This window comes from Kitasatospora mediocidica KCTC 9733 (assembly GCF_000744225.1).
GTDB lineage: Bacteria > Actinomycetota > Actinomycetes > Streptomycetales > Streptomycetaceae > Kitasatospora > Kitasatospora mediocidica.
Genome location: NZ_JQLN01000006.1, coordinates 770,176 through 789,707, shown reverse-complemented (window position 1 = coordinate 789,707; position 19,532 = coordinate 770,176). Strand labels below are relative to the sequence as shown.

Here is a 19,532-nt window from a genome sequence, read left to right as displayed (position 1 = left end):
ACTTCAACCCGGGTTCCAACTCTGGGTTGAAGGAGTGCGGGGCACGTCGGCGGATGCTCTTAGGCATGACAACGACCGACTGGTTCATCGACATCGCGCTCCTGCTCATCGTTCTTCGCCAGATGCGTGAGGAGCGACTGACCACCCGCACCATCCTGCTCCCGCTCGGCATGATCACCTGGGCCGCCGGCAACTACCTGACGAACATCCCGACCGCCGGCAACGACGTGCTGCTGGCCGTGATCTTCGCGGCCACCGGGGTCGTCTTCGGCCTCGCCGGCGGCCTGCTCACCCGCGTCCGGCACGCCGGCGGGCACGTGCTGATCAAGGCCTCCCGCGGCGCGGCCGCACTCTGGATCATCAGCATGGGTTTCCGTCTGGGCTTCGCGGTCTGGTCCACGCATGCCTCCGGCGCCGCGCACCTGACCAGCTTCTCCGCCGCGCACAACATCACCAGCGGCCAGGCCTGGGCTGTCGCCCTGCTCCTGATGGCAGTCGGCGAGGTCGTCGTCCGGCTGGGCACGATCATCATCCGCGGCCAGCTGCTGAAGACACGGGTCGACCGCAACGCGAACAAGCCGGCCCACCGCCCCGGCGCCTACGTCTGAGCCGTGAAACAGCGCGCGGCACGACGCCCTACCCGCGCGCCGCACCCACCGCACCCACGGCACCCACGGCACATCTTGCTCAACCCCCACCCACACATGATCAGCACGGAGGTCCCTCATGTCCGCATCGCACCGCACGCTGCGTGCCCGCACCCTGCCTCGGCTGACCGTGGCCGTCGCCACGGTGGCCCTCGCAGCGGTCGCCTGTTCGTCCGGCGGCGGGCACGCGACCAGCGCTTCGAGCAGCAAGCCGAGCACGCAAGCCGCGGCAATGACCGCTACCACGGCGGCGTCCACCACCGTCGTGAACTCCGCCCTGAGCGGGCCGGGCGCGTTACTCGGGCCGGTGCGCCAGATCCCGGTCGACGGCATCAAGATCGGCTACCGCCAGTTCGGCTCCGGCCCCGACCTCATCATGGTCATGGGCGACACCGGCACCATGAGCGACTGGACGATCGACCTGCTGAGCCGGCTCGGCCGGCATTACCACGTCACGATCTTCGACAACCGCGGCATCGGCTACACGACCGACGACACCTCGGTCCCCGACACCATTCCGCTCATGGCGGACGACACCGTCGGTCTAATCAAAGCACTGGGTCTGCGGCACCCCACGCTGCTCGGCTGGTCGATGGGCGGCGAGATCGGTCTGACCGTCGCCGCGCTCCACCCGGGTGCGATCAGCGCGCTCGTGAGCACCGGCGGTGACCTCGGCGGCAGCCACGCCATCAACACACCGCCAGCCGTGGCCGAGGAGCTCAACAGCCCCAAGACCACGGGGCCGCAGATGCTGGACCTGCTCTTCCCTGCCGACGCCACAGCCGCGCGGACCGCGTACCGGGAGCAACTCGGTCTGATCCCACCGGAGAAGGTCGACAACGAGACGCTGCTGCGTCAATACCAGGCCGGACAGGCGTACGAGTCCTTCGAGGGCACCTGGGACAAGCTGCCCGACAGCACCATCCCGATGCTGATCACCAACGGCTCCCTCGACGAGATCACCCCGCCCGGAAACGCGAGCATCATCACTCACCGGGCCAAGCACGCCAAGATGGTGATATTCCCTGACGCCGGCCACGCGATGCTCGTCCAGGACTGCGGCCGGTTCGTCTCCCTGATGACTCAGTTCACCAAGGCGTCAGGCATCGAATGACTTCGACTAACAGACCACGTCGGGGCCCGCCGGGGCGGGCCCCTTCTCGTCGCAGGGTGTGGCTACAGCGTTGAGCACTGTCCCAGACGCGGGCCGTCACGGTGTTCGGGTGCCCGTCGTTGGTGGGCGGCGGGGTGTTGCCGGAACAGGACAGCGTCCCGCCGATGGTGTTGCCCTCGATCTCGGCCCGGGTGTCCTCGGGGAACGGGCCGGCACCGGTCGTGCCTTGTACCTGGACCGAGCCGGTCACATGGTTGGCGATGGCCTCCAGGCCACTATGATTGTCGTTCAGTAGCAGGTAGCCGTTGAGTTGGTTGCCGGTGCGGCCGTCGTCGGCGGGGTCGCCCACGACCACGCAGCCGGTCGAGCCGGAGACGGTCGTGGTGGTCCCGATGGTGCTTGCGGAGAAGGTGAGCGTCGACCGTGTGACCTGCGGGACGCTGAAGAAGATCGTGTCGGTCGGCTGCGCGGTGGTCTGCGTCAGGCCGTTGAGGTTGCCGATGAAGGCGCCGTAGAAGGTGTTTCCGACGGCCTTGAGTTGCTGGTAGTCGCCGAACAGCCGCTCGTTGGGGTTGCCTGCGGTGCCCACCTTCGTGGTGTAGGACTGCAGCACGGTGTCGGCGAAGGTGGCGCCGTGGTCGGTGCTGCGGGCGAGGTGGGCCGAGAACTCGGGGAACCCGCTGGTGTTGTTACGGTCGGCCGCCAGGCGCAGACCGCCGTTGATGACGCCGCAGCTGAGCGTTCCGGTGCCGGCCGGTTGGTCCTGGGTGATGTTGACCGGGCTCGCGTTGTTGCGGGAGATGGCTACGTGATCGTGCGGGACGCCGTTGCGGAAGTCCTGGTAGCCGACGTAGACGTTGACGGCGTCGAGACTGCGGCGCTGTGGGGCGGCGTCACGGAGATATCCGTCGATGAAGCCGTGCACGACATCGCGGTCTACCTCCGCTACAAGTTCCAGCAGAAGGCCCGTCTCGGACTCGGGCGAGCCACCTTCACCGCAGCCGGATCACCACCCGAACTCCCGGTCAGGGCAAAGCTGGGCCCGTTCAACCAGAGCCGCTTCCAGGTCACCGTGGAGACACCTGCAGCGCACTGAGCGGGGCTCCCCCGTCATGTGTTGATGGCCGCAGATCGGCCATCGCCTGCTCGTCAGTGGGCTGCGGTGGCAGGCTGCTCTGGCAGACTCGACCGTATGTCCGACCAGCTTCCAGGTGTGACACCCGCCAGAGTCGCCAATCCCTTTCACGTGTACGAGGAGCCGCTTCCAGATGTGGCGCCGACCGATGCCGCCCATCCCATGCACGAGTACGCCGCCCTCTATCCCGAGGTGGTGAAAGCGGGATCGCTGCAGAATGCTCTCCAGGCGGTGGTCGATCGTGCGAACCGTGGGCTCACGGTCGAGCTGACGTCCTCACCGGGCTGGCGCTATGTGGCCGCGACGACAGAAGCCGACGGCCGCTCGGCGAATGTCCTGATGGCCAGCAGCGAGCGCACCTTCTTGGTCGACTGCTGGGCGCACGGCATCCACATGGTCTCGGGCAGCACGCAGGACCTGTCCGAGGCCGCCGGTGCGATGCACTCCTGGCACCAGGGATCCCGAGTGCGCGAACTCGTCGCGCAGTGGGCATTCCTGAGGACCTGGGAGCTGGCCGAAGCCCACGAGCGGGGCGAGGCCGTGCCGGCACGGTGGCAGATGATGCGCCAGGCCGCCGAGCTGTACGCCGAACGCAGACAGGAGCCCGACTGGCGGGCCCTCGTCGAGGCCGCCTTCGCACAGCCGCGCCTGCGGGCCCTGTCGCCCGGCAAGGCCATGTACTGGCTCACCTTTAGCCGCCGGGCCGCACCGCCCATTTGCAAGGACCTTCCGAGGACCAGGCCGCTCGGCAACGGCCGCTTCGAGGTGACGTTCGCCGAAGGTCGAGTACAGGAGGTGGACGGTGCAGCGGCGGCCGTCGCAGTGATTCTGGATGGCCTGCCTGATGACGCTGTCCCATATCCCGCGTAGCCTCAACAGCGGTCGGTCAGGCAGGCCGATATCGACGCTGCGGATACCCGGCTCGAACTCGGCGAAGGACTGCTCCCAGGCCGCATCCGGCCAGTGGTAAGTCACCCGGCCCTCCGCCGGTCGGTAGACGGCGGTGTAGACGGTGCCCAGGCACTCCGTGTACCGCCCCTGGTAGAGAGGCGGCCGCAACAACGCACGCAGCACCGAGCCGACGCGGTCCTCGGCGGCACCCGTCGCCGCGCGCGGCGGCGAGTCGCTCGTGGGTCCGGGTGAACGCCTCCTGGCCCGGCGGAACCGGGTCCGGAGCGACCAAGCCGGCTGGGTGGCGGTCCCCTGACCGCTTGCCAAATGAGCTCGACGGGCGACAGGTGACAGGCAACATCGCGGCACCGTGGGGAACGGCCAAGTGCCTGAGCACGCCTGCGTGCGTCCTCGCGCGATCCGCTCGCGGTCGAGGTCGCGTGCGTGCCAGCCTGTGATCGCAGGTCTGCGCTTTCCGGGAGTGGCCGACGTGGAGGTGGCGATGAGGGTCGTGTTCGTGCACGGGGCGTGCGTGCGGGACGGGTCGTGGTGGTGGCACCGCACCGCCGAGTTGCTGCGGGAGCGGGGGGTGGCGAGCGTGGCCCCGGCGCTGCCGAGCTGCGGCGAGGCGGGGCCGCCCAGTGGTGTCGGCGGGCCCGGGCTACCCGAGGATGTTGCTGCGGTGCGGCAGGTGTTGCGGGCCGGCGACGAGCCGACTGTCGTGGTCGCCCACAGCTACGGCGGCATCGTCACCGCGGAGGCCGCTGCGGGGATCGGGTCGGTGCGCCACCTGCTGCTGGTCTCCAGCTACCTGCCCGAGGTCGGGCAGAGCCTGTCGGAGTTCGGGGACGGCAGCCCCGCCCCGTTCCTCGATGTCGACCTCGACGCCGGCACGTTCGGGGTGCGCCCCGAGCTGCTCGTGGACACGTTCCTGCAGGACTGCGACCGCGACATCCAGGCGAAGGCGGCGGACCATCTCGCACGGCAGAGCGTCCAAGTGACCGCGCAGCCGGTCGGGGCGGCCGCCTGGCAGCAGCTGCCCTCGACGTACCTCGTCTGCACCCAGGACCGGGGAACCCCGGCGCGGCTGCAGCGCGAGTTCGCCCGCCGGGCCGGCAACGTCGTCGAACTCGACGCCGGCCACCACCCGTTCCTGTCCCGGCCCGCAGCGGTCCGCGACCTGTTGCTGAGCCTCTGACGGCAGCGACGGCGACGGCGACGGCAGACGGACGCCGAGGAACTGACGGTCTCCGGGTCGCGGAGTGTTCGCGCGTCAGGACAGCGTCGGGGCCATCCGGTGGGCCGATTCAGCCGGTGTGAGGCGGCTGCGCATCGGCGTCGGGGCGGGCCGCGGCGGCATGCTCGGCGCGGTCGGCGATCTGTTGGAGCGTGGCCAGGTGGGCGCGCAGCCGTTCGCGGCCGGCGGTGGTGGCCCGTACCCAGGTGCGGGGGCGCTTGCCGACGTGGCCCTTGCGGATCTCGACGAGCTCGGCGTTGCCGAGGGTGGTGAGTTGCTTGGACAGCGCCGAGTCGCTCAGCCGGGCGTGGTCGCGGACGAAGGCGAACTCGCACCAGGTGGTGGCGGACACCAGCGCCACGATGGTGAGCCTGGTGGGGTCCAGGAGGAGTTGTTCCAGGCCGCCGACGGCGTCGGGGACAGCATCGGGCGCGGCGTCGGCGCCCTGGCCGCTCACGCTCATCGGGCCGCTGCACGATGGGCCATCCGGCGCAGCACCACGTTTATCAGCAGGCCCACGGCGACACTGAGGACGGCGTACGGGAGGGCGGTGGTGGTGGAGGGGTGGTCGTGGATCCAGGCGGGCATGCCGGAGCCGGTGAGCGCGCGGTGCACGGGTGGTTCGGCGAAGAACCGGAGGGTACCGAAGGCGAGGCCGATCAGGAGGACGGGCAGCCAGGCGTAGCCGGGCAGGGCGCTGCGGTGCAGGGCACCGGAGGCGGCGGCCACGCGCGGGCTGCGGCGTCCGGCGACAGCCCAGGCGACGGTGAGGGCGCCGAGCCCGAGGGAGGCAGCCTCCTGGACGGCGGAGCCGAAGTCCTCGGCCGCAGTGACCAGGGCCAGGACGGCGCCGAGCGCGGCCCACAGCCACCAGGGGGTGCGGAGTGAGCCGGCCGTGTCGAGGCGGACCTCGCGGACGCGGGCCAGGGCGTCCCGGGCTTCGGCGGGGCTGGGGGTACTCATGGCGTTCCTCCTCAGGCGAGTACTTTCCTATGGAGAAAGTAGTGCGTACTTTCCTGCGAGGCAAGTAGACACGCCCACGGGGTGGCGGACGGCAGCGCTGTGGAGGCGTAGCAAGCCCCCGCCAAGCCAGGGCCACGATCAGCCTTCCCGGGCGCAGGCCCGCATGGCGGCGAGGTGCTGCAGCGGCCGCCCCGCCCGCGTGGTGCTGTGCGGGCGGGGCGGCTCAGTTCTGCTACCGGCGCGGCGCCGTTCAGTACAGGAGGCCGCAGCCTGCGTAGCTGGCCGCCAGGTGGTTCGAGGCCAGGTTGATGTCCATCTCGCTGACGCAGACGTAGTTGTAGCTGCCGGCGGTGCTGTCGGCGACCCAGCCGCCCTGCGCGCCGGCACCGTTGGCGACGGTGTAGCTCGGCCCGGTCGGGCCCGTCTGGTAGGTGTAGAGCTGAGCCGTACACGTGACCGCCACCCCGGTCGGGTTGTCGGCGTTCACGGCGACCTGGACCTGGCGGGTGGGCTGCCAGTCGGTGTTCATCACCGCGTGGCAGTAGTTCAGGTTCGGAACCGGGTAGACGTTGTCGGGTGCCTGCGCGGTCTGCGCGGTCTGCGCGCCCTGCGGGGCGGCGGTGGCGCTCGAAACGGCGAGCGCGCCGAGCGAGAAGGCGGCGGCAGCGGCGAGCACAGCGGTCCGCTTGACGATGCGGTTGATGGCGTCCTCCAAAGACGTGAATCGAGTACGGGCCGGCCTGCGGCCGCTCGGCACGGGCAGCGTGCTGCGCGGCGTCACGGTCGCAACGGCGGTGGCACGTGCATCGGGTATGGATGTTCTTCGTAAAACCGTAGATAACGGGCGTTCATACGGCGCGCCTCTTCACGAGGTTGTGCCGATGGTGAGGTGGGTGAAGGCGCCCGGCTGGTCCCCCCATCGCGCTGGTCCCGCTCTCCGTGCCTTCACTCTCATAGACGTCCATCCCTGCCGGAGGTTGCAGGTGGTTTCGAAGAGATTCCGGAGCGGGCGAGGACGGCGTGCACGAGGGGTCACGGCCGGACAGGCGAGGCAGGCCGGACTGGCGGGCCGGACAGGCGGCTCCGAGAATGACCGGGCCCTCGATCGGGCCACCCGGGCCGTCAGCCGCGGGCAGAGCCGACACCGTAGTGACGGGGATCGAGGGGCTCCGACCGGTTGCTGGTCGGATGGGGGGCCTCGATGCCCGCGGGCCGGTTCGGCGGAGTCAGTTCGTCCAGGCGGAGAAGGCAGGATTCGAACCTGCGTGGGCGTGAACCCGACCGGAACCAGAGCCCCGGCCCCCGATCAACCACTCCGGGCACCTCTCCCAGCACCGCCTACCGAGGCGGTACTTCATCGGACCGGCCCCGAACTCCGCGGCCCTTCCGACACCCATGACTATCCACCACCACCCTGACCAGCCTCTGACACCGCTCTGACACCTACCGAGCCACCCCATCGGACGAGCGACGGCTCGCTCAGGGCCGAGGCGACCGGACGCTTCACGACGCCCCCCGCCGGTCCAGGTCGGCTCAGTCAGTTCAGTCAGCTCAGCAAGAACCCGAGCAGCACGGCGCCCATCACCAGCGCGGTCAGCGCCGGCGCCCCCATCCGGGCCCTCGGACCGGACGTCACGGCGACGATGGACACGACCGGCACCGCGAAGGCCAGGCCCACCGCCAGGACGGCCAGCGGGCCGGACTGTGCGCCAGCCACCATCGCCCCCCAGACCACCGTGACCATCAGCACCATCCACGCTGTGGCGGTCACCAGCAGCCAGGCTGCCCGCGCGGTCCACCGGGCCACCACGTCATCGGCGTAGAAGTTGGCGCGAGCCGTCGTCCAGAACCGCAGCAGAGGCCGGCTGGGCCGAGCAGAGATCATCATGGCGTCAGTCTGGCGTGCCCCGAGCCGTCACGGCACCCCCAACCATCAACTGGCTACGGCCGCCGGGACGCGGGACGCGGGACGCGGGACGCCAGGAGCGTAGCCGTCGCCCTGCTGCTCTCGGTAACGGTGCCGTCCTGACGGCCGCGCCCGCTCGGAACAACCGAGTCGAAGGATTCTGCGGAACCGCGGTCGGAGCCGGTTCGGGACGTCGGCGACCTCGGGCTCGGCGTCGGTCAGGACCCGGACTCGGACCCGGAGCGGACCGGGGTGGCCAAACGCCAGGCCTCGATGTCGCGGTACCGGACAGGCCCCGGGCCATGGCCGATGGCTCCGCCGACCAGATGCAGACGCTCGGCCCGCCACGCGCGGCCCACGAAGCCGGCCAGTCCGGCCGCCGTCTGCGGCACACTGGCCGGGTCGCCGCGACGGGCGCGGGCCAGCGTCAGGTGGGGGTACAGCGGGCGGTCCCTGAAGGCGATCCCGCAGGAGGCGACCTGGTCCCGGACATCGGCGGCCAGCCGCTGCAGACCCTCCAGGTCCCCGTCCACCCCGCTCCACAGCAACCGCCCGTCGAAGTGGCCCGCACCGCGCAGCCCCAGCTGGAGGGCCGGATGCGAGGCCGCCGTGTCGGCCAGCACCGAGCGCAGCAAGGGCACCGCGGTGGAGGACAGCTCACCGAGGAAGGCCACGGTGATGTGCCAGTCCTCGATCCGGTTCCACCGCAACTGCGGGGAGCCGGCGCTTGCGGACCACAGGGCCTGGGCCAGTTCCTCCTTGGCGTCGTCGGGCGGCGCCAGCGCCACAAAGACACGCAGCTTGGAAGGCTCGCAGTGATCGTCCACGAGGCATTTCTAACACCCCGCCGACTTCCCCCACCTCCCGGTCCCAACAGGCCCGACAGGCCCCACCCGACGGCAGCCGCAGCGAACAGGACGGGCGCAGCGACGGACAGCAGACTCCGCACGACGGCATGCCGATGCACCGGATGAGAAGTAGCAGCGGTTCCCGCGTCTGAGAAATGGCGGTGACGTCGACTTGGTGGCGTCCGTATCCTTCGCTGGTGAGTCTGATCGAGATGGTTCCAGGGCAGGTCGAGCTCGTCGTTCAGGGGTCAGGGGCGTCGGCGCCCGCTGTCCGGTTGTTCGATTGGTCTCGGGCGGAGTGCGAGGTCAACTTCGCTGTCGAGGCCATAGATGACGGTGTGCGTGCGCGGGTTGAGACCGTGACCGTGACCGTCTGGGACGGCATGAGCGAGTTCTTCGACGGCCTCGCACGCGACTTCCGTGGTTGGGAGGGCGAGCGAACCTGGGTCAATAACCACCTGGCCGTGACGGCGACGTTCGGCTCGGGTGGTCATGTGTATCTGGGCTGGACCCTGCGATCCGGCTTCTTCCCCGGCGACTGGCACTGCACCGTGACGACCGTGATCGAGGCCGGCGAAGGGATGACAGCCGTAGCCGCCGACCTGCGGGAATTCCTGCGCGAAGAGTAGGTCATCAACAGTCGGGCCGTCCCGAGCGCATTCTCAGCCAACGGCATATTGTCGGCGCCGGCTCGGGTGATGGCGAGGCGGTAGGAGTCGGTGCGCCCCGGGCGCACGCGCTGCTGGAGAGCACCACTGACCTCGTGGGCCAGGTCATACTCAAACCGGCGTCGTCACACTCCGGGAGGCGCCCGGTTGAAGAGCTGACAACGGGTTCCAGCCCAACTGCTGTGGTCTGTTGACGCTCTGTGAGATCGAGACCTGAGCTGCGTGCCCAGCGACGTCACGCACCGGCCGGTGGCGTCAGACGCGTTCCTGCTCGCTCGTCTCCTCGGTGGCTGCGGCCCGGGTGCGACGGCGGTTCAGCAGCGTGCATCCCACGGTCACCAGGCCGATGGCGACGACCTTGGCGGCCTGGTAGTAGCCCCCTGCCAGTTCCTCCGGGGTGCCGGGGAGCCTGAACGAGACCCAGGCTGCCGCGACTGCCCCGAAGGCGATCAGTGCGACGGCTCCCCATGTTCCGAGCTCCGCCCACCAGGGGCCCTGGACGTGACCCCGCTCGTCGGTCTGCTCAACGTCCTTGTCGGCCATGTTCTGTTCTCCTGGGTGTGTGGTGACTGGCGGTCGCGAGGGAAGACGCGGGCCGGTGCGGAAGGTTCACCGGGCCGAACGTCTGCCGGAGTCGACATTCTGTCAGCCGACGAACTACACCTCGGCGCGCGGTGGCCGACTGGACGTCAGGCCGTGACGTCCACGTCCACGTCCACCAGGACCTTGCCGACCGTGCCGCTCTCGACCGCGCGGTGCGCGTCGGCGGTGCGGTCGAGGGGGAAGCCGAGCAGCGGCAGGCCGTACTCCTCGCCGACCGGCAGCGCGCCGTCGCGCACTGCGGCGCCGACGTCCAGGGCGGCCGCGGCGCGTGCCTCGGGGCCGGCCAGGTAGAGGGTCAGGAACTGGAAGTGTGCGTTGAGCACCATGTTCTGCAGGACGTTCAGTTCGACCGGCATGCCGCCGTCGTTGGCGTAGGTCGAGATCGTGCCACGCGTACGCAGGACGGCCAGGTCCAGGGCGAGGTTCGCGCCGAGCGCCACCTCACGCATCTCATGACGCACTCGTGGCGCTGGGTTTCCTGATGGACCTTCACCCTCAAGGGGTGGCCGGATAATGGCATGCCCGGTGTGTCGCCGGCGCCGGGGAAGAAGTCCACAGCGAGGAGTCCGCGCGTGTCCGCCTACGGGATCATCAGCCTCTACCGCATGGTGGAGCGGGACGGATCGCTGTCCACCCTCAGGGTGCTGATCGACGGCGCGGTGGCGGGCAGGATCCGGGTCGGAACGCGCGTGGAATTCCCGGTCGCGCCCGGGACCCATCAGGTGCGACTCCGCTGGTGGGCCGGGGTCGGCAGCGCCCCGCTGCTCCTCGACGTGCCGCCCGGCACTCACCACGTGCTGCTGGCACGGAGCGCCGGTCTCCGCGAATCGGGCTTGCGCCTGGGCCGTTCGATCAGCCTCACCGTGGTCTCCTCGTTCGAGGCCTGACGGAGGACGTGGCCGGCCCCGACCGAGCACTACCTGGTCTCAGCTGGTCAGGCTGCCGACCAGGATCGAGGTCCACCACGCCGCCTGGGAGACGAGCGCCGCCGCGCAACCGCGCCACAACAGCGACGGAGGCAAGTCGTGCCAGGGCCGCGTCCGCAGCTGCGGCGGGACGCCGGTGCGCAGCGCGTGCGCGAAGACACCGTTGAGCGCCGCCACCAGAACCGCGACGAAATTGACCGCCGTCCACCCGCTCGAGAAGTCCGGACGCAGCCACACGCCGGAGACGGCCAGCCCGACGAAGCCGCCCCAGATCAGCCGGTCCGCGCGCGCCGAGAAGGCCAGCAGCCTCTCCACCCGCGCCCACCCCAGCAGGACCGCCAGGCCCATGGCGTCCACCGCCAGCACGGCGCCGAAGCCCAGGGCCAGGCTCAGCAGGTGCAGCGCCAGCGCGGCGTCGCGCACTCCTGCGCCGGGGTGGGCGTGAAGCGAGGCGAGGATCAGGGCATACCAGCCGACGCACACGGCGCTGGCGCTGTACAACGGCCGCTGCCATGAAGACGCGGCGGCGTACGCGCCGGTGGTGTGGGGAGTGTTTGCGCTCACAGCGGCGATATTAGCTTAGCCAAACCTTAGTCACTAGGGAGGGTGGTTGAACCGCGTCGGCACGGCGGCGGGCGAGCCTTCTCAGCCTCCGGGGATCCGTGGAAGAAAATCCGGGCACCGGTGTCGGATCGGGGCACCGGTATTCGTCGTACGGGTGAGAGGCCGCCCGCCAGGGGCGTCCCCGAGGCACAGGAGATGAACCGCCATGCAGTACCTGGTTTCCGTGATCACCAACTCCACCGAGCTCGCCACCGACGAGGAGGGCGCGGCGATCGACGTGTTCAACAGCCGGCTGCAGGCCGAGGGCCACTGGGTCTTCGCCGGCGGCCTCGGCGGGCCCGACACGGCCACGGTGATCGACAACCGCGGCGGGCAGCCGCTGGTCACCGACGGGCCCTTCGTGGAGTCCAAGGAGTACCTCATCGGCTTCTGGATCATCGAGGCGCCCGACCTCGATGTCGCGCTCGCGCTGGCGACCGAGGGGTCGAAGGCCTGCAACCGGAAGATCGAGGTCCGGCCGTTCCTGTGAACAGCGTCGATGTCCCCGCGGCGATCACCCGCGCCCACCGTGAGGAGTGGGCGCGTGTGGTCGGCGCCCTGACCAGGCGCTTCGGCGACCTCGATCTCGCCGAGGAGGCAGCGGCCGAGGCGTTCGCCACGGCCGTCCAGCGCTGGCCCACCGACGGCGTACCGCCCGCCCCCGGCGCCTGGCTGACCACCACCGCCACCCGCAAGGCGATCGACTCGATCCGGCGCGAGAACAAACGCGGCGGCAAGCAGAAGGAGGCGCAGCTCCTGTACGACGACGGCCCCGGCGAGCCGCTCGGCGCCGTCGACGACGAGCGGCTGCGGCTGATCTTCACCTGCTGTCACCCGGCGCTGGCCATGGAGAGCCGGGTGGCACTGACCCTGCGCATGGTCGCCGGTCTGAGCGTGGCCGAGATCGCGCGCGCGTTCCTGGTGCAGGAGAGCGCCATGGGCCGGCGGATCACCCGTGCGAAGGCCAAGATCAAGCTGGCGCGGATCCCCTACCGGCTGCCGTCCGCCGACGATCTCCCGGCCCGGGTGTCGGGTGTCCTGGCCGTTCTCTACCTGGTCTTCAACGAGGGGTACTTGGCCAGTGGTCCCGGCACCGACCCGGTGCGCAACGAGCTGACCGCGGAGGCGATCCGGCTCACCCGCCTGGTCCGTGCCCTGCTGCCGCAGGACGGCGAGGCGGCCGGGCTGCTGGCGCTGATGCTGCTGATCGAGGCCCGCCGGGCCGCCCGGCTCTCACCGGGCGGCGAACTGATCGCCCTGGACGAACAGGACCGCACCGCCTGGGACCGCACGCTGATCGCCGAGGGCCACCGCCTGGTCCGCGAGCGCCTGGCCGCCGGCGCCGCGCCGGGCCGCTACCAGCTCCTCGCGGCGATCAACGCCGTGCACACCTCCGCCCACGACGCACGCTCCACCGACTGGAGGCAGATCCTCGCCCTCTACGACCAGCTCCTGCGCCTGGACCCCTCGCCGATCGTCGCCCTCAACCGGGCCGTCGCCGTCGCCGAACTCGACGGGCCGCAGGTCGCGCTGGGCGCCGTCGACCGCCTCGCGGACACCCTCGCCGGCTACCACGCCTACCAGGCGACCCGGGCCGACCTGCTGCGCAGGCTGGGACGCGGCGAGGAGTCGCGCGCGGCGTACGACCGGGCCATCGAGCTGACGGGCAACGCCGCCGAGATCGCGGCCCTCCGGCGCCGCCGCGACCGGTCCCGCACCGGGTAGTGAAGGAGAGGCCTCGCGGAGGACCCACACGGTTCACCCGGCGTGGCTATCGTACGAGCACCCCCGATCCCGCCTCCCGAGGATCCCCAGCTGAGCACGGCGTGGACCTGCGGGGCGCCCTCGTCCGGCAACCCAGGAAACGCGGTTTCCCGAGCCGCGTCAAGACCAGGCGACATCAGCACGGGTCAGATCGATCCGATGTATGTGTTCCACCGCGAATCATCCCGCCAGGTGACGTCGAACCGCCGGAGCTCCGGCCGACCCTCCATCGATCGGCGAGCCAGGCAACAAGTGGCCGTTCCACCTGGCTATTCTCCCGTCGGAACGCACTGTCGAAGACCGTCGAATCGACGCCTACAGAGTAATGTCAGCGACGGCGCATGCCGCCAAACATCGGGTTAATCGGCGCCACGCGTCTTGACACACCACCGCAACGGCCGCGATACATGTACCTGACCCGCAGACCCCACCCCCTGAGCGTCCCAGGACGATCGGAGCCTCCATGTCACGGTCCATCAGTCGCAGAAGCGTGCTCACCGGTCTGGCAGTCGCGACCGTCGCCACCACCGTCGGGGCGGTCGGTTCGCCGGCCGGAGCCGCGGTCGTCGAGGGGGACCCGCTCCCCCTCGTCCCGTTACGCGTCCCGCAGTTGGACCAGGGAGTCTGGCAGCAGCCGGACAGCAAGATCCAGTGGATGCGCGACAACAAGCTGTCCATGTTCATCCACTGGGGTGTCTACTCCGCGGCGGCCCAGGGCGAGTGGTACCAGTTCAGCTCGAAGGTCCAGCCGACCGCCTACCGGGCCCAGTGGGCCGCTTCCTTCGCCACCCAGTCGCAGTCCTTCGACCCCACCGCGTGGGCCCAACTGGCGGGTGATCTCGGTGCCGGGCACGTGGTTCTGACGACGCGTCATCACGAGGGCTTCGCCCTGTGGCCCAGCGGGCACCCCAACGCCTGGACCGCCGGTGACACCCCGTTCCCGGCGGGCACGGACTTCGTCAAGGGCTACGTGAACGCGGTGCGCGCGGCCGGTCTGCGGGTCGGGCTCTACTACTCGCCGATCGACTGGCGCTACCCCGGCTACTACGACGTGTCCGGCTCGAAGCCACCGAGCCCCGCGCTGACCTCCGACTGCGTGCTGCCGAACAGCCTCTACCCGTGGAACTACGAGGGCCCCGACCCGGCCGGCCTCGACTACCACGAGAACGCCCGGATCATGAAGAACGAGGTGTACCAGTCCGTGAAGGAGCTGGTCACCAACTACGGCGCGGTGGACATCTGGTGGGACGGCGGCTGGCTTGCGCAGCAGGGCACCGACGCACAGGGATCGTTCTTCTGGGAGCCCGGGCAGTACCGGGACTCCGGCAACGGCTGGCAGGTGGACGCCGCCTACGGCGAGAACGAGACGGGCACCGGCAAGCCGCTGGGCCTCACCGGCCTGGTGCGCCGGCATCAGCCGGACTCCGCGGCCAACTCGCGTTCGGGGTGGGTGGGCGACTACGACATCGAGGAGGGGGGCTACCTGTCGACCGGGCCGATCAAGTCCGGCCGCCTGGTCCAGAAGGCCTTCAGCCTGGGCGGCGCCTGGGGGTACAACGGCAGCAACAGTTCGATGTCCTTCTCCTCGGCCCTGGCCGTACTCGTCAACGCCTTCGTCCGCGACATGTGCGTGATCGTCAACGTCGGCCCGGACGCGACCGGCACCGTCCCGAGCAAGCAGGCGGCGGTGCTGCGCCAGCTCGGCGGCTTCATGAGCGCCAACCACGAGGCGCTCTACAGCACCCGCGGCGGCCCGTGGAACCCGGTGGACGGCCAGTACGGGTTCACCTTCACCAACCGGACCGTCTACGCGCACCTGCTGGCCGGCTACAGCGGCGGCTCCAGCTTCACCACACCGTCCCTGGGCGACGCGAAGGTCACCGCGGTGTACGACGTGGTCTCCAAGAGCGCGCTCGCCTTCAGTGCGACCGGCGGGAACAGCGCCACCGTCACCGGCATCGACCGCACCCGCTACCCCGACGACACCGTCGTGGCGATCGTGCTCGACCGCCCGGTGGTCCCCACCGACATCGCCCAAGGCCGCCCGGCCACGTCCGACAGCGTGGAGATCGCGCACGGGAACCTGGCCGCCAACGCGGTGGACGGCGACACCTCCACCCGCTGGTGCGCGACCGACGGCAACACCGGCCACTGGCTCCAGGTCGACCTCGGCTCGGTGCACCCGGTCACCGGAGCGCGGATCGCCTGGGAGCAACCCGCCAAGGCCTACCGCTTCCGGATCGACGGCTCCACCGACGGCTCCACCTGGACGACCCTCGCCGACCAGAGCGCGAACACCACCACCGCCCAGGTCCAGGCCCTGACCTTCACCGCCCAGACCCGCTACGTCCGAGTGACCGTCACCGGCGGTCTGGACTCCAGCACCTGGGCCTCGATCCGCACACTGGAGGTCTACGACCGCCCGTTCCTCGACCCGTCCCTCTCCGGCGCCGACCTCGCGCTCGGCCGACCCGCGAGCTCCTCCCCCGACGAGAACGACTCGCTGGCGGCGGCCAACGCCGTCGACGGCAACCCGGCCAGCAGAGAGCAGGATTCCCCTTGAACCACCCCGGGACCACGACGACCGGCGGCTCGTTGATCATCGGCAGCGCCGCCCCCGCCCGCGCCCCCGGGGCCGGCCTGTGCACCGTTCACTACGACGGCCAGGGCGCCATGAGCCTCGTCAGCACCCTACCGGTCGACCGTCCGTCCTATGCGGCGGTCGACCCTGGGCGTGCGGTTCTGCACACCGTGCTGGAACAGCAGGCCGGACGGGTGCTGTCCCTGCGGATCGACTCCGGCACCGGATTCCAGGGCCCGTCGGCCACGGCTGCCAGCGGCGGCGCCGGGCCGTGCCATGTCGCCGTCCACCCGAGCGGTTCCCACGTCTTCGCGGCCCACTACGGCGACGGCGTTCTCTCGGTCATCCCCACCGACGCCGACGGGATGGTCCGCACCGACGGACCGGTGCAGATCATCCGCCATCCGGGCCGGGAGACCCACAGCGAGCTGCGTGACTCGGCGCACGCCCACATGGCCGCACCCTCCCCGGACGGCCGGTTCCTGCTCTGCACCGACCTCGGGACCGACCGGGTCTACGTCTACGCCTTCGATCCGGCCACCGGCCTGCTCAGCGAGCACCAGGTGGTCCAGCTGCCCTCCGGCAGCGGCCCCCGGCACCTCGCGTTCCACCCGTCGGACCATCACGTCTACGTCCTGGGCGAGCTCTCGTCCACCCTCACCGTCTGCACCTGGGACCCGCTCCGGGGCGCCCTCGAACCCACCGCCGAGCTCACCACGCGACAGGACCCGACCGCGCCGACAACCAACGACGCGGCGGCCGTCCGGCTGTCGTCGGACGGCCGTTTCCTCTACACAACCAACCGCGGTGACGACGCGATCGCCGTGCACGCCGTGCACGACGAGGGCGCGTCCGTCGAGTTACTCAACACCGTCTCCTGTGGCGGAGCCTGGCCCCGCGACATCGCCCTCAGCCCGGACGGCCGGCTGCTGTTCTGCGCCAACCAGGGCTCCGACACCCTCACGGCCTTCCACCGCGACCCGTCCACCGGGACCCTGACCCCAGCCGGAGCGCCCCTGGGGGTCACCGAGCCCACCTCGGTCCTGCCCGTCGGTCAGTAACGGGCCGCCAGGACCAGGGCGAGGCCGATCAGCGCCGGAACGGTCTGGACGAAGAGGATCCTGCGGCTGGCGGTGGCCGCGCCGTACACGCCGGCCACCGCCACGCAGCCCAGGAAGAACACCTTCGCCTGGAAGCCGACCGGGTTGGAAGCCACCGCTCCCCACAGCAGACCGGCGGCGAGGAACCCGTTGTACAGGCCCTGGTTGGCCGCCAGCGCCTTCGTCGCGGTGGCGAACTCGGCGGTGGTTCCGAAGGACGCCCGGGCCCTCGGCGTGGTCCACAGGAACATCTCCAGGACCAGGATGTACACGTGCAGCGCGGCGATGAGCAGCACCACCGTAGTTGCGGCGATCGACATGGCAGCATGATCACACGGATCGGCGGCGGCTGTCACCGCCCTACAGGTGACGCGCGGGTGGCGGCGGGGGTGGGCCGACAGGTGCCGCTCCGGGCCAGACCAGCAGGACGGGGCACGGGGCGTGGTCGACCACGAAGCGCCCTGCGGGGCCGAGGCTGTGGGGCCCGAGATGGGTGCGGTCGCCGTCCCGGGCGAGCACGAGCAGCTCGGCTCCCCCGGCGGCGGCCACCACCTCGCGCTCGATCCGGCCGGTCCGCGCCCACTGGACGCACGGCCGTCCCAGCATCTCGGCGGCGGCCTGGAGCAACTGCCGGGCGGCGTCGGCGGCCAGGCCCTCCAGGCGGGTGCCCGGGTCGCTCCCCCAGCCCGCGGCCGGGTGCTGCCCCTTCGGGTGGCCGCGCCCGAGCAGGCCGGCGAACGCACCGTGCGCCAGAGCGGGCACCTCGGTGCCGGTGACGTGCAGCAGGGCGATCTCGCTGCCCTGCGGGGCGTGCGCGCGGGCGGCTTCGACACAGGCGGGCCAGGTGCCCTCGGTGATCCACACGACGACGGCCACGGCCTCACCCTCCGACGATCTGCAGCGATCCCCACAGTGCTACCACAGCCAGCACCAGGGCCGGTGGCACGACGAGCAGTCCGAGCCGGGTGAACTCGCCGAGCCCGACATCGGTGTCGTGCTCGCGCACGATGCGCCGCCAGAGCAGGGTGGCCAGCGATCCGGCGTAGGTCAGGTTGGGACCGATGTTGACCCCCAGCAGCACTGCGAGCACCGCGCCGGGTCCGCCGGGGGCGGCGAGCGGCAGCAGCACGAGGGTGGCGGGCAGGTTGTTGATGACGTTCGCCAGGACGGCGGCCAGGGCGGCGGTGCCGAGCAGGGCGGGCAGTGCGGTGCCGTGCGGCACGAGGTGCGCGAGCCCGGACGCGAGCCCGTTGTCGACCACGGCGCGCACCACGATCCCGAGCGCCAGCACGAAGGCGAGGAAGGGCACGGCCGCGGCCCGGCCGATGGCGGCCACGGTGGTACGGCGCCGGGCCAGGCCCCGCACCGCGAGCGTCAGGGCGCCGGCCAGCGCGGCCCAGGCCGGATCGATTCCGAGCGCGGAGGCGAGGACGAAGCCCGCCAGCGTCCCGGCGACGGTGAGCAGCGCGAAGAGCGGCGTCTGCGGTGCCGGTCCGCCCTCCGGCGCCTGCGCGCCCGCGTCCAGGTCGGCCGCGAAGAAGCGGCGCAGCACCACGTACTCGACGCCGATCGCCACCAGCCACGGCAGGGCCATCAGCGCGGCGAACCGGGTGAAGCCGAGCCCGCTGGCCGCGAAGGCCAGCAGGTTGGTCAGGTTGGAGACCGGCAACAGGAGTGACGCGGTGTTCGACAGGTGGGTACAGGCGTACAGGTGCGGCTTGGGCCGGGCACCGAGCCGGGCGGCGGTCGCGAAGACCACCGGAGTGAGCAGCACCACCGTGGCGTCCAGACTCAGCACCGCCGTGATCACCGAGGCGACCGCGAACACCTGCACCAGCAGCCGTCGCGGACGCCCGACGGCGCTGCGGGCCATCCACGCCCCGCAGGCGTGGAAGAGGCCCTCGCCGTCGCAGAGCTCGGCGAGCACCAGCACGGCGGCCAGGAAGCCGATCACCGGCCCGAGCCGGGCGGCCTCGGCGGCGGCGTGGGCCGGCGAGATGGCACCGGTGGCGACCACCAGCGCGGCGGCCGGCACCGCGACCACGGCCTCCGGCCACCCCCAGGGCCGCGCCACGGCGCAGACCAGCACCACCACCAGCAGGGTGACGGACAGGACCTCGGCGGCGAGCGTGTTCAGGGTCATCTCCCGGGGGACGGCGACGGAGGGGCCCGGGTCGAGGCGGACGGCCCCGCAGATCGGGCAGGCGGCCCGCCCCGGCGGGGGCGGACTCACTCGGCGTCACCATCGTGACATCTGCGGCTCCTGGGGATGACACAGGCTCCCCGGGAGCTCGGCTCGGCCCTCCGTCGCCGGAGCGCCGGCTACCGCGCCAGGGCGGGCTGCGGGGCGCGCCGCAACAGCCGGTCGAACGCGAGGCTGCCCGGACCGTTGATCGCGATGAGCAGGAAGACCCAGCAGAACAGGACCGACAGTTCACCGCCGTTCTCGATCGGCCACAGGGCGTGCTGCTGGTGGACGGAGAAGTAGGCGTAGGCCATCGAGCCGGAGCGGAGCAGGGCGGCGGGCCGGGTGCCCAGGCCCCCCG

At 71.0% G+C, this 19,532-nt stretch carries 23 protein-coding genes, 1 tRNA gene and 1 pseudogene; 11 read left to right on the top strand and 14 right to left on the bottom strand.

The annotated features are described in order from the left end of the window. The first annotated feature begins 65 nt into the window (after positions 1-65). Together BS80_RS29835 and BS80_RS29830 are read left to right on the top strand one after the other, a co-directional pair. Positions 66-608: a DUF1453 family protein gene (locus BS80_RS29835; RefSeq protein ID WP_035803881.1), complete on the top strand. Its 543-nt coding sequence runs from the start codon at positions 66-68 to the stop codon at positions 606-608. Between the two features lie 118 nt (positions 609-726). Next, positions 727-1,761 (top strand): alpha/beta fold hydrolase, encoded by a 1,035-nt coding sequence (locus tag BS80_RS29830; protein ID WP_035803879.1) that lies wholly within the window; start codon positions 727-729, stop codon positions 1,759-1,761. On the opposite strand, the gene BS80_RS29825 is transcribed toward BS80_RS29830, so the two are convergent. Continuing rightward, the gene (locus BS80_RS29825; RefSeq protein WP_035803876.1) at positions 1,736-2,686 is read right to left on the bottom strand and encodes a hypothetical protein; all 951 of its coding nucleotides are present in this window, start codon (positions 2,684-2,686) and stop codon (positions 1,736-1,738) included. The genes BS80_RS29830 and BS80_RS29825 overlap by 26 nt on opposite strands. Here BS80_RS29825 and BS80_RS41250 point away from each other — a divergent pair. From BS80_RS41250 to BS80_RS29815, 3 genes are all read left to right on the top strand, one after another. Further along, positions 2,681-2,857, top strand: coding sequence for a hypothetical protein (locus tag BS80_RS41250; RefSeq protein ID WP_157536669.1), 177 nt, complete (start codon positions 2,681-2,683; stop codon positions 2,855-2,857). The two genes, BS80_RS29825 and BS80_RS41250, sit on opposite strands and share 6 nt — an antisense overlap. 96 nt (positions 2,858-2,953) lie before the next feature. Further along, the gene (locus BS80_RS29820; protein ID WP_157536668.1) at positions 2,954-3,766 is read left to right on the top strand and encodes a DUF6193 family natural product biosynthesis protein; all 813 of its coding nucleotides are present in this window, start codon (positions 2,954-2,956) and stop codon (positions 3,764-3,766) included. 523 nt (positions 3,767-4,289) lie between these two features. Beyond that, positions 4,290-4,985, top strand: coding sequence for an alpha/beta hydrolase (locus tag BS80_RS29815; RefSeq protein ID WP_035804313.1), 696 nt, complete (start codon positions 4,290-4,292; stop codon positions 4,983-4,985). A 109-nt stretch (positions 4,986-5,094) separates the two neighbouring features. Here the strand turns inward: BS80_RS29815 and BS80_RS29810 are convergent, their stop codons facing one another. The 6 genes from BS80_RS29810 to thpR form a co-directional block, all read right to left on the bottom strand. Then, positions 5,095-5,487, bottom strand: coding sequence for a transcriptional regulator (locus tag BS80_RS29810; protein ID WP_083975539.1), 393 nt, complete (start codon positions 5,485-5,487; stop codon positions 5,095-5,097). After that, complete coding sequence (locus BS80_RS29805; protein WP_035803872.1) at positions 5,484-5,987, bottom strand: hypothetical protein; 504 nt, start codon at positions 5,985-5,987, stop codon at positions 5,484-5,486. The genes BS80_RS29810 and BS80_RS29805 overlap by 4 nt, the downstream gene beginning before the upstream one ends. Positions 5,988-6,237: 250 nt before the next feature. Continuing rightward, positions 6,238-6,702: a hypothetical protein gene (locus BS80_RS29800; protein WP_035803870.1), complete on the bottom strand. Its 465-nt coding sequence runs from the start codon at positions 6,700-6,702 to the stop codon at positions 6,238-6,240. A 525-nt stretch (positions 6,703-7,227) separates the two neighbouring features. Then, positions 7,228-7,316: transfer RNA gene (locus tag BS80_RS41245), tRNA-Gln, on the bottom strand. A 217-nt stretch (positions 7,317-7,533) separates the two neighbouring features. Continuing rightward, complete coding sequence (locus tag BS80_RS41240; RefSeq protein WP_035803869.1) at positions 7,534-7,875, bottom strand: hypothetical protein; 342 nt, start codon at positions 7,873-7,875, stop codon at positions 7,534-7,536. Positions 7,876-8,111: 236 nt separating this feature from the next. Beyond that, positions 8,112-8,720, bottom strand: coding sequence for an RNA 2',3'-cyclic phosphodiesterase (thpR, locus tag BS80_RS29790; protein WP_035803866.1), 609 nt, complete (start codon positions 8,718-8,720; stop codon positions 8,112-8,114). Positions 8,721-8,938: 218 nt separating this feature from the next. On the opposite strand from thpR, the gene BS80_RS29785 reads away from it, so the two are divergent. Then, positions 8,939-9,370, top strand: a complete 432-nt coding sequence (locus BS80_RS29785; RefSeq protein ID WP_035804309.1) for a DUF6228 family protein — start codon at positions 8,939-8,941, stop codon at positions 9,368-9,370. A 294-nt stretch (positions 9,371-9,664) separates the two neighbouring features. On the opposite strand, the gene BS80_RS29780 is transcribed toward BS80_RS29785, so the two are convergent. Then, positions 9,665-9,952, bottom strand: coding sequence for a hypothetical protein (locus BS80_RS29780; RefSeq protein WP_035803865.1), 288 nt, complete (start codon positions 9,950-9,952; stop codon positions 9,665-9,667). Positions 9,953-10,098: 146 nt separating this feature from the next. Continuing rightward, a complete protein-coding gene (locus BS80_RS29775) occupies positions 10,099-10,461 on the bottom strand; it encodes an MDR/zinc-dependent alcohol dehydrogenase-like family protein (RefSeq protein ID WP_035803863.1) in 363 nt (120 codons plus the stop codon). 123 nt (positions 10,462-10,584) lie between these two features. Between BS80_RS29775 and BS80_RS29770 the strand changes: the two genes are divergently transcribed. Then, positions 10,585-10,899: a hypothetical protein gene (locus BS80_RS29770; RefSeq protein WP_035803861.1), complete on the top strand. Its 315-nt coding sequence runs from the start codon at positions 10,585-10,587 to the stop codon at positions 10,897-10,899. A 39-nt stretch (positions 10,900-10,938) separates the two neighbouring features. On the opposite strand, the gene BS80_RS29765 is transcribed toward BS80_RS29770, so the two are convergent. After that, positions 10,939-11,502, bottom strand: a complete 564-nt coding sequence (locus BS80_RS29765; RefSeq protein WP_157536667.1) for a hypothetical protein — start codon at positions 11,500-11,502, stop codon at positions 10,939-10,941. A 205-nt stretch (positions 11,503-11,707) separates the two neighbouring features. On the opposite strand from BS80_RS29765, the gene BS80_RS43190 reads away from it, so the two are divergent. From BS80_RS43190 to BS80_RS29745, 4 genes are all read left to right on the top strand, one after another. Beyond that, entirely contained in the window at positions 11,708-12,031 is a 324-nt protein-coding gene (locus BS80_RS43190; RefSeq protein ID WP_035803857.1) for a YciI family protein, read from the top strand. After that, a complete protein-coding gene (locus tag BS80_RS29755) occupies positions 12,028-13,266 on the top strand; it encodes an RNA polymerase sigma factor (protein WP_035803855.1) in 1,239 nt (412 codons plus the stop codon). Before BS80_RS43190 ends, BS80_RS29755 begins: the two co-directional genes overlap by 4 nt. A 502-nt stretch (positions 13,267-13,768) precedes the next feature. Continuing rightward, the gene (locus tag BS80_RS29750) at positions 13,769-15,868 is read left to right on the top strand and encodes an alpha-L-fucosidase (protein WP_083975537.1); all 2,100 of its coding nucleotides are present in this window, start codon (positions 13,769-13,771) and stop codon (positions 15,866-15,868) included. Continuing rightward, a complete protein-coding gene (locus BS80_RS29745; protein ID WP_051967356.1) occupies positions 15,865-16,947 on the top strand; it encodes a lactonase family protein in 1,083 nt (360 codons plus the stop codon). Before BS80_RS29750 ends, BS80_RS29745 begins: the two co-directional genes overlap by 4 nt. Here the strand turns inward: BS80_RS29745 and BS80_RS29740 are convergent. The 4 genes and pseudogenes from BS80_RS29740 to BS80_RS41235 all read right to left on the bottom strand — a co-directional run. Continuing rightward, positions 16,941-17,306: a DUF1304 domain-containing protein gene (locus tag BS80_RS29740; protein WP_035803853.1), complete on the bottom strand. Its 366-nt coding sequence runs from the start codon at positions 17,304-17,306 to the stop codon at positions 16,941-16,943. The genes BS80_RS29745 and BS80_RS29740 overlap by 7 nt on opposite strands. Before the next feature lie 40 nt (positions 17,307-17,346). After that, positions 17,347-17,862 (bottom strand): universal stress protein, encoded by a 516-nt coding sequence (locus tag BS80_RS29735; RefSeq protein ID WP_035803851.1) that lies wholly within the window; start codon positions 17,860-17,862, stop codon positions 17,347-17,349. Positions 17,863-17,866: 4 nt separating this feature from the next. Next, on the bottom strand, positions 17,867-19,129 hold the full coding sequence (locus BS80_RS29730; RefSeq protein WP_198045667.1) for an SLC13 family permease: 1,263 nt from the start codon (positions 19,127-19,129) through the stop codon (positions 17,867-17,869). A 179-nt stretch (positions 19,130-19,308) separates the two neighbouring features. After that, positions 19,309-19,527, bottom strand: a pseudogene (locus tag BS80_RS41235) (DoxX family protein); the annotation flags it as partial. Between the last annotated feature and the right edge of the window lie 5 nt (positions 19,528-19,532).